This window comes from uncultured Maricaulis sp., from assembly GCF_963976135.1.
In the GTDB taxonomy this organism is placed as follows: Bacteria; Pseudomonadota; Alphaproteobacteria; order Caulobacterales; family Maricaulaceae; genus Maricaulis.
The window spans coordinates 1-7,550 of sequence record NZ_CAXBKN010000115.1 but is presented as its reverse complement, the minus strand read 5'-3'; the positions used below and the strand labels follow the sequence as shown (position 1 = coordinate 7,550).

7 protein-coding genes are annotated in these 7,550 nt (G+C 63.4%); 4 read left to right on the top strand and 3 right to left on the bottom strand.

Features of this window, described 5'->3' with window-relative positions; genetic code table 11:
- Positions 1-51: 51 nt before the first annotated feature.
- Positions 52-915 carry an isoaspartyl peptidase/L-asparaginase gene (locus AAC023_RS12810; RefSeq protein WP_339741587.1) on the bottom strand — a complete coding sequence of 288 codons (864 nt, stop codon included), beginning with the start codon at positions 913-915 and terminating at the stop codon, positions 52-54.
- Between the two features lie 164 nt (positions 916-1,079).
- On the opposite strand from AAC023_RS12810, the gene AAC023_RS12805 reads away from it, so the two are divergent.
- The 3 genes from AAC023_RS12805 to AAC023_RS12795 all read left to right on the top strand — a co-directional run bounded on the left by AAC023_RS12805 (position 1,080) and on the right by AAC023_RS12795 (position 4,893).
- Entirely contained in the window at positions 1,080-1,571 is a 492-nt protein-coding gene (locus AAC023_RS12805) for an Hsp20/alpha crystallin family protein (protein ID WP_339741586.1), read from the top strand.
- A gap of 127 nt (positions 1,572-1,698) precedes the next feature.
- Positions 1,699-2,481: an SDR family NAD(P)-dependent oxidoreductase gene (locus AAC023_RS12800; RefSeq protein WP_339741585.1), complete on the top strand. Its 783-nt coding sequence runs from the start codon at positions 1,699-1,701 to the stop codon at positions 2,479-2,481.
- A 165-nt stretch (positions 2,482-2,646) separates the two neighbouring features.
- Positions 2,647-4,893 carry a TonB-dependent receptor gene (locus tag AAC023_RS12795; protein ID WP_339741584.1) on the top strand — a complete coding sequence of 749 codons (2,247 nt, stop codon included), beginning with the start codon at positions 2,647-2,649 and terminating at the stop codon, positions 4,891-4,893.
- A gap of 5 nt (positions 4,894-4,898) precedes the next feature.
- Here the strand turns inward: AAC023_RS12795 and AAC023_RS12790 are convergent, their stop codons facing one another.
- Positions 4,899-5,423 (bottom strand): hypothetical protein, encoded by a 525-nt coding sequence (locus tag AAC023_RS12790; protein ID WP_339741583.1) that lies wholly within the window; start codon positions 5,421-5,423, stop codon positions 4,899-4,901.
- Positions 5,424-5,550: 127 nt separating this feature from the next.
- On the opposite strand from AAC023_RS12790, the gene AAC023_RS12785 reads away from it, so the two are divergent.
- On the top strand, positions 5,551-5,934 hold the full coding sequence (locus tag AAC023_RS12785) for a hypothetical protein (protein ID WP_339741582.1): 384 nt from the start codon (positions 5,551-5,553) through the stop codon (positions 5,932-5,934).
- Positions 5,935-6,027: 93 nt separating this feature from the next.
- Here AAC023_RS12785 and AAC023_RS12780 read toward each other — a convergent pair whose 3' ends face one another.
- Entirely contained in the window at positions 6,028-7,350 is a 1,323-nt protein-coding gene (locus tag AAC023_RS12780; protein ID WP_339741581.1) for a tetratricopeptide repeat protein, read from the bottom strand.
- Positions 7,351-7,550 lie beyond the last annotated feature (200 nt).

The following is a 7,550-nucleotide window of genomic DNA, read 5'->3' as shown; positions in this document are numbered from 1 at the left end:
AACCAGTCTCAAGGACTCAATCCCGATGAACAACCTTATGAGAGTTCACAGCTAGTCGATATCGACCGTGATCATGCCGTCGGCCTGCACGGCCGCGCGTTTCATGCCCGGGGAGTTGAAGGGCTGGGCGATATGGCCATGCCGGTCGACGGCGATCAGCCCGCCCTCGCCGCCCAGTGCCCCTACCTCATCAATCGCTGCCTGGCAGGCCGCCGCAAGGTCCAGCCCGCCATAGGCCATGCGCGCCGCCACATCCTTCGCGGTCGCCGTGCGCAGGAAATACTCGCCCTGGCCGGTGCAGGAGACCGCGACCTGGCTGTCGGCCCAGGTTCCCGATCCGATCACCGGGCAATCGCCGATGCGGCCTTCCATCTTGTTCAGCGTGCCGCCGGTCGAGGTCGCAGCGACGAGATGGCCGGCCTTGTCGAGCGCAACACAGCCCACCGTTCCGGTCGCCATGGCGCGATCGTCGGGCGCGGCGGCGGGGGTGTAGTAATCATTCACACTGTCGACGCATTCGAGGCCCTGCTGCATGGCGAAGGCATCGGCACCGCGGCCGGCCAGCATGACGTGCGGGGTGGTTTCCATGACGGCGCGTGCGGCATGCACCGGGCTGACGAAACCGGTCAGCGCCGCCACAGCACCGGCCTTGCGATCAATGCCGGTCATGATGGCGGCATCGAGCTCATAGCGGCCGGCCTTGTTGGGTGAGGCCCCCTTGCCGGCCACATAGAGGCCCGAGGCCTCCAGCTGGCGGACGATTTCCGTGACGGTGTCGAGGGCGCTCTCGCCGGATCCGAGCATGGATTTGCCCAGTTCGGCGAGCCTGCGCATATGCGCGATCTGATCGGGATAGCCGTGATCGGCGAGCACGCCGGCACCACCATGGAGTACGAGAGCATAGGCACCGGACATGACAGGGGTTCTCCAGGCAGGGTGTGAGATTGCCGACAGCTCTAGCATCGGCCGGGGCGGCGGTGAAGGCGGCAAAGCCATCCCTTGCGCAAAAATGCCGCACTCAACCCTAAATTAATTGGGTGTATATAGGCGGCGTGTTCAACCTATAGGGAGTGAGTGTCATGACAGATGTGCAGACTGCCCCGAAGGGCGAGGAAAAAGCCGTGGCCGTGCGCCGCACAGATCCTCTGGCGAGCTTGCGGGAGGACATGGATCATCTGATGCAACGGGTCTGGCGCGGCGCGCCGCTCGCCGGCCTGGAATGGCCCCGCACCGGTGCGAACGGCTGGGCCGCCCCGGCCATGGATTTCAGCGAATCCGACAGCGCCTACACTTTCACGGCCGAATTGCCCGGCGTGAACAAGGACGATATCGACGTTTCCGTCCAGGACGGCATGCTGGTCGTATCGGGCGAAAAGCGCAGCGAACGCGACGAGACGCGCGACAATATCCGCCATAGCGAGCGCCGTTATGGCCGGTTCCAGCGCGCCTTCTCGCTACCCGCCGATGCGGCGGACGCCAAGGTCGATGCCAAATACGATAATGGCGTCCTGGAGATCACGGTTCCGCGTTCGCCCGACCTTGCCAAGGCGACCAAGGTCAAGATCCGGTAAATTGCCCGCCCTCAGACTATTCCCCTGAAACCCGGCGCTGCCCCGCTTGCGAAGGCAGCGCCTTTTCGTTACGCCACAACACAGGGTTTGACGGGCAATGTGCCCGTCCATGCGAAGGATTGAACCGATGAAAATTGACGCGTCTATTGCTGCCATCGTCACCGGCGGCGCTTCCGGTCTTGGCGAGGGCTCGGCCCGCCGTCTGGCTGCTGATGGTGCCAAGGTTGCCATTTTCGACATGAATGCCGAGCGCGGCGAAATGGTCGCGAAGGAAATCGGCGGTGTATTCTGTCAGGTCAATGTCGCCGACGAAGCCAGCGTTGATGCCGGTTTCGCCAAGGCTCGTGCGGCCCACGGCCAGGAACGTGTTTTCGTCAATTGTGCCGGTATCGGCTGGGCCGAGAAGACGGCGCGCCGCTCCTCCTCGACCGGCGAGATCGCCGCGCACGGTTTTGCCGCTTTCTCCAAGGTGATCGCGATCAATCTGGTCGGCTCCTTCATCTGCGCTGCCAAATCGGCGGCCGGCATGATGTCGATTGATCCCAATGGCGGTTCCGGCCGCGGCGTGATCATCAACACCGCCTCGGTCGCAGCCCAGGACGGCCAGATCGGCCAGGTGGCCTATTCAGCCTCCAAGGGCGGGATTTATGGCATGACCCTGCCGATGGCGCGCGATCTGGCGCGCGAAGGCATTCGCGTCAACACCATCCTGCCGGGCTTCTTCGAGACGCCGATCTATCAGCAAATGCCGCCGGAAGTGAAAGTCTCGCTCGCCTCGCACCTGCAATTCCCGCAGCGTTTCGGCACCCCGGCCGAATACGCCGATCTCGTCGCCTTCATGGTGACCAATGACTATATCAATGCTGAATGCGTCCGCCTGGATGCCGGCGCGCGCATGCCGCCGAAATAGCCGACGGCTCCGGTTTCGCATGGATTGGGCCGGGGCGATCCCCCGGCCCTTTTTCCTGCGCGCATCTGCGAGAGACTATGAAACTCACTCTCAATAAATCTGGACATGTCCCGGCTTGCCCTGTAATTGCGCTTCATTCGCAAGACGCATCTGTCGGGGGTTTCCATGCGCCATACGCTTCTCTCTGCGACCGCATTGGTCGCGATTTCCATGCCCGCCTGGGCGCAGGAAGCGGCGGTCGCAGCCAGCCACGCTGATGTGATCACGATTATCGGGCTCGGTGGCGACCCGAATTCGGTCCCCGGCTCGGCAGACCTGCTCGATGCTGATGATCTCGCCGTGCATGACTATCCCGACATCACGCGCCTGCTGCGCACGGTCGCCGGCGTGAATATCCAGGAAGAGGATGGCTATGGCCTGCGCCCGAATATCGGCATGCGCGGCACCGGGCTCGACCGCTCCGAGAAAATCACCCTGATGGAAGACGGCGTCCTGATCTCCCCGGCGCCCTATGCCGCGCCTGCAGCCTATTACTTCCCCCATGCCGGCCGCATGGCAGGCGTTGAAGTGATCAAGGGCGCGGCGGGCGTGCGCTATGGGCCGCGCACCCAGGGCGGTTCGCTCAACCTGCTCTCAACGCCGGTCCCGGAAGTCTTCTCCGGCCAGCTTGGGCTCTGGGCCGGTGATGAGGGCATCCTGCGGGGCCACGGCTTTGCCGGCGGCATGACGGAGTCTGCCGATGGCGTTCGCATCGGTGGCCTGGTCGAGGCCTATCTCGACAGCGCTGACGGTTTCAAGACGATTGATGGCTTCGAGAATGCTTCGACCGGCTATGAGATTGAGGACTATGTCGGCAAATTGCGCTTCGAGTTCGACGCCGGCAGCATCGCCCACATGTTCGAGCTGAAGGGCCAGTATTCGGATGAGCTGTCCAATGAAACCTATCTTGGCCTGACCGGGGCCGATTTCGCCGCCGATCCTTTCCGTCGCTATGCCGGCAGCCAGATGGACGAGATGGACGCGCAGCATTCCGAGATTTCGCTGCGCTATCGCGGTGAGCTGCAAAACGGGCTGGTCTTCTCCGCCGTCGCCTATTCGACCGAATTCTCCCGCGACTGGTTCAAGCTCGACAGTATCGATCCCGATGGTGCCGGTGCCGCCGGATCCGTTTCCATCGCGAGCTTGCTCGAGGATCCGGCCGCCAATGCTGATGCCTTCGATGCCGTGCTCGGCGCCAGCGGTTTTGTCTCCGCCGATGATGCCTTGCGGGTCAAACACAATAATCGCGACTATGCGGCGCAGGGTGTCCAGTTCGAGCTTGCCGGTGACATGACCCTGGCCCGGGCGGATCATAGCTGGCGCGTTGGCATCCGCGCGCATCGCGACGAGATGGACCGCTATCAATGGGTCGAGCGCTTCCGGATGGATGACGGCCAGATGGTGCAGACCAGTGTCGATGTGCCCGGCTCCGATTCCAACCGGATCGAAAGCGCCGACGCCCTGGCCTTCTTCGTCCAGGATGAGATCAGCTTCGGCAATTGGCTGCTGACCCCGGGCCTGCGCTATGAGCGCGTCGAACTGCAGCGCGAGGACTATGGCAAGCTCGACCCTGACCGGACAGGCGCCAATCTGACGCGTCGCGCCAATACGGTCGAAGCCTTCATTCCCGGGCTGGGCTTGCGCTATGATTTCGACACCAATTTGTCGGTCTTCGCCGGTGTTCACCGCGGGTTCGCACCGCCGGCGCCCGGTTCGACAACGCAAGAGCCCGAGGATGCGACCAATTGGGAGTTTGGCGTCCGCTATGGCCGCGAAACCTGGCAGGTTGAAGCAGTCGGATTCTTCAATGCCTATGAGAATCTGATCGGCAGCTGCACCAATTCCACCGGTGGCGGCTGCACGGTTGGCGATCAATTCGACGGTGGCGAGGTCGATGTCCGCGGCCTCGAGCTGACCGGCGATGCGGATCTCGGTCCGCTGCTGGGACTGAGTGTCTCGGTGCCGGTCCGCGCGGCCTATACCTGGACCGAAGCCGAATTCCAGACCGGGTTCAGCTCGGATTACGAGCCCTGGGGCGTGGTGCTGGCCGGCGATCTGGTGCCCTATATCCCGGAACAGCAATTCTTTGCCGCTATCGGTATCGATGCCGGCCGTTTCGGCGGCGAGCTGGCGGTGTCCTGGGTCGATGAAGTCCGCACGACAGCCGGTCAGGGCGCGATCGCGGCAGACGAGCGCATCGAGGCGCATACCGTCGCTGACCTCTCCGCCTGGTATGCGGTCAGCGAGCAGGTGCGGGCCCGCCTCTCGGTCCGAAACCTCACCGATGAAGTCTATGCGGTTGCGCGCCAGCCGGCCGGATTGCGCCCTGGCGCGCCCCGCGCGGTGCTTCTGGGCCTGTCAGTCAACTTCTGAGCGGCTCAGCCGGCCTCCGGCCGCTGAATGCGCGGGCCCAGATTGGTCATCACGTCGCGGGCGTCGAATGCATTGGCGTCATCGGGCTTGTTGCCGTGGCCGAGGACGATTTCGGCACTGGCTTCATAGCGCGTGATTTCGCGGTAATTATTGTCATTCCAGAAGGGGTCACCGGCACCATACCAGCCCCAGCGCGGATGGAAGTAGGTGTAATGGAGCCCGAAACCCGGCCGGTAGAAAGGATCCCGACCTGCGCCAATGATCCGGGACTCCACATCGGTTGCCCGTTGCACGACAATGAAATGATCATAGCCGCGCTCCAGCGTGAGTTCGGCCGCGCGGTAGAGGAAATAGGTCTCGACGGTTTCGCGATCCGTCAGCGAATTGCCGCTGAACGAGACCCGGAAACGATTGGCCTCGATCTGGCTTTCCTGGAAGCCCCAATGGTTGTCGCCGGCCGCCTGGTAGGGCGTCGGCGTGGCGCAGGCGGCGAGCACGGAAATTGCAGCGAGGCAGAGGAGGCGTTTCATAATTCTATCCTTGGTCAGTTTTCCGATCGGGACTCTTCGATTATGACTGTCCGCTGCCGGCTTGATCAAGCCGGTTGCGGAGGATTGCCCGGGGCCATCGCCTCCAGGCGGTGGGGTGTGTCGCGACATGTCAGAGCTTTGTAACAGGTTCAGTGCGGCTTCGGTAGCCGGAGCCTGCCTGCTGCTTGCGCTGGCCGTGCCTGTGGCATCGGCGGCAAGCCTTGACGGCCCGGCCGACCGGATTGCCGGAATTTGCCTGGCGCGCAATTATGACGATCATGCTTGCCAATGCCTGGCCCGCGAGGCCGGCTCGCGCTTTGAACCGGGGCAGTTGCACCGCATCGCCGAGGCCCTGGAGGCTGGAGAAACGGCTGCCGACATCGGTGAGCACTTGCGGCAATCGGGCGCGTCGGAAGCCGAGGCGGCCAGTTTCCGCCATCGGCTCGATACCGCGCAAGTCGTTATCCAGCAAACCTGCGGCGCCTCCATTTTTGAGATCGAAACCGACTAGTCCGGCCGCATGAAGGCCGCCAAGCGCCGCCCAGCTCGGGGCTGGTTCCGGTCGTGCCGGGGTCGGTCGCAATCAGGCCGTAGAATAATCTTCCTAGTCCAGATCGAGTTCGAGGATAATGGTTGCCGGCCGCGGTCCGTCCGGGGGTGAGCCGTCCTCGGGAAAGAGCGGCCAGGCGGCATTGGCGACCAGCCAGCCGCGGCCATCGGCCAGATCGATCAGTGTTGGTTCCGTATTGCCCGTCATGTCGCGATGTCCACGCAGGACGATATCGATATTGCTGACGCTATGGCCCGTGGCGTCGAGATCAATCGCCATCACCTGGTGGGGCGTGACGCCATTGCGCACGGCGATCAGCCGGCCCTCGCGGGTATTGAGGAAACCATCGATACCGATCAGGCTTTCATCCCCGGCACGGACTTGCGAGACACTGTGATCGCCCAGATCGATCCGCCATATGCCCATCGCATAATCGGCGGCATAGAGGGCGCCATGTGCCAGGGCGAGGCCCTGCAGACTGACGAAGCGCGGGTCCTCGACCAGAAGCTCAAGCTGGCCGGACAGCGAGTTGAGGACATAGATGCGTGGTGCGTCGGCATCGGCGACATAAACGCTTCCGTCGCGCACGACGAAATCGGCAAGCCGTTCAGCACCCTCGATTTCATAGCGGCGATAGAGGTCGCCCGTCATCATGTCGAAGGCAAACAGCGCTGTTCCGGTGGCCTCTCCGGCCTCGAGCGGGGTTTGCGGCACCACACCGGAGGCTGCCCAAACCATACGGCTGCGATCATCGACGGCCAGGCCGAACACGGACCAGAGCCCGTCCTCGCGATCGGCAAAGACAAGCGGCTCGTTGGGCGCGAAGGGTTCGAGCAAGAGGATTTCGCGATTGGCGACCGAGGAAAGGAAAATCCGGTCGGTCTCGATATCGACGGCGACACCCTCGATCAGTGCATCAGGGCGATCGATTCGTGCAGCGCGCTCGGCATGACCGGTTGCGGCCAGATTGCGGGTCAGACGGGTCTGGACGGCCGCGAGACGGCCGGCATCGGCGCCGGCGAGCATCGCGGTATCATCTGCGGTTTCATAGCCGAGCCCGGCGTCGGCCATGCGCTCGAGCACGTCGAACGCATCGCCCGTCCGTTCAGCCAGGATCGCGACGCGGTACAGGCCGCCAAGAATGGCCGGGTGGCCGGGCTTGAGGTCGAGTGCGGCTTCCAGCATGCGCCGGGCGCTCTCGAAATCGCCGGTCCGCAGCGCGCTATTGGCCCCGCCGAACAATTCCATCGCGATCGTCTGGGAGGTCGGAAGGCCGGCCTCTGGACGCTCACCATCCGACTGGGCCAGTGCCGGCAGGCCAATCAGGCAGGCAAGCCCGGCTGCCAGAATGCTTCGCAGGGTGAGTGTCTTGCCCATAATACGCCTTCTCGACAACGCCGCCCCGTGTTTCGGGCGGTCTGGATGCTTGATAGTATTGGTTTTATTCTGGCCAGAAAGTTACTTTTGCGACACCCCAGTCAGTGCTCGGCCAGTCAGTGCTCGGCCAGTCAGTGCCCGGCCCGTCAGTGCCAGGGCTCGAGGGCGATCTCGCCTTGGTCCTCGACAGGGCCGGTGAG

What these genes read in the sequence shown, in the direction of transcription:
- AAC023_RS12790 (WP_339741583.1), bottom strand. Translation starts at nt 5,423, where the DNA reads ATGAAACGCCTCCTCTGCCTCGCTGCAATTTCCGTGCTCGCCGCCTGC.
- AAC023_RS12810 (WP_339741587.1), bottom strand. Translation starts at nt 915, where the DNA reads ATGTCCGGTGCCTATGCTCTCGTACTCCATGGTGGTGCCGGCGTGCTC.
- AAC023_RS12805 (WP_339741586.1), top strand. Translation starts at nt 1,080, where the DNA reads ATGACAGATGTGCAGACTGCCCCGAAGGGCGAGGAAAAAGCCGTGGCC.
- AAC023_RS12795 (WP_339741584.1), top strand. Translation starts at nt 2,647, where the DNA reads ATGCGCCATACGCTTCTCTCTGCGACCGCATTGGTCGCGATTTCCATG.
- AAC023_RS12780 (WP_339741581.1), bottom strand. Translation starts at nt 7,350, where the DNA reads ATGGGCAAGACACTCACCCTGCGAAGCATTCTGGCAGCCGGGCTTGCC.
- AAC023_RS12800 (WP_339741585.1), top strand. Translation starts at nt 1,699, where the DNA reads ATGAAAATTGACGCGTCTATTGCTGCCATCGTCACCGGCGGCGCTTCC.
- AAC023_RS12785 (WP_339741582.1), top strand. Translation starts at nt 5,551, where the DNA reads ATGTCAGAGCTTTGTAACAGGTTCAGTGCGGCTTCGGTAGCCGGAGCC.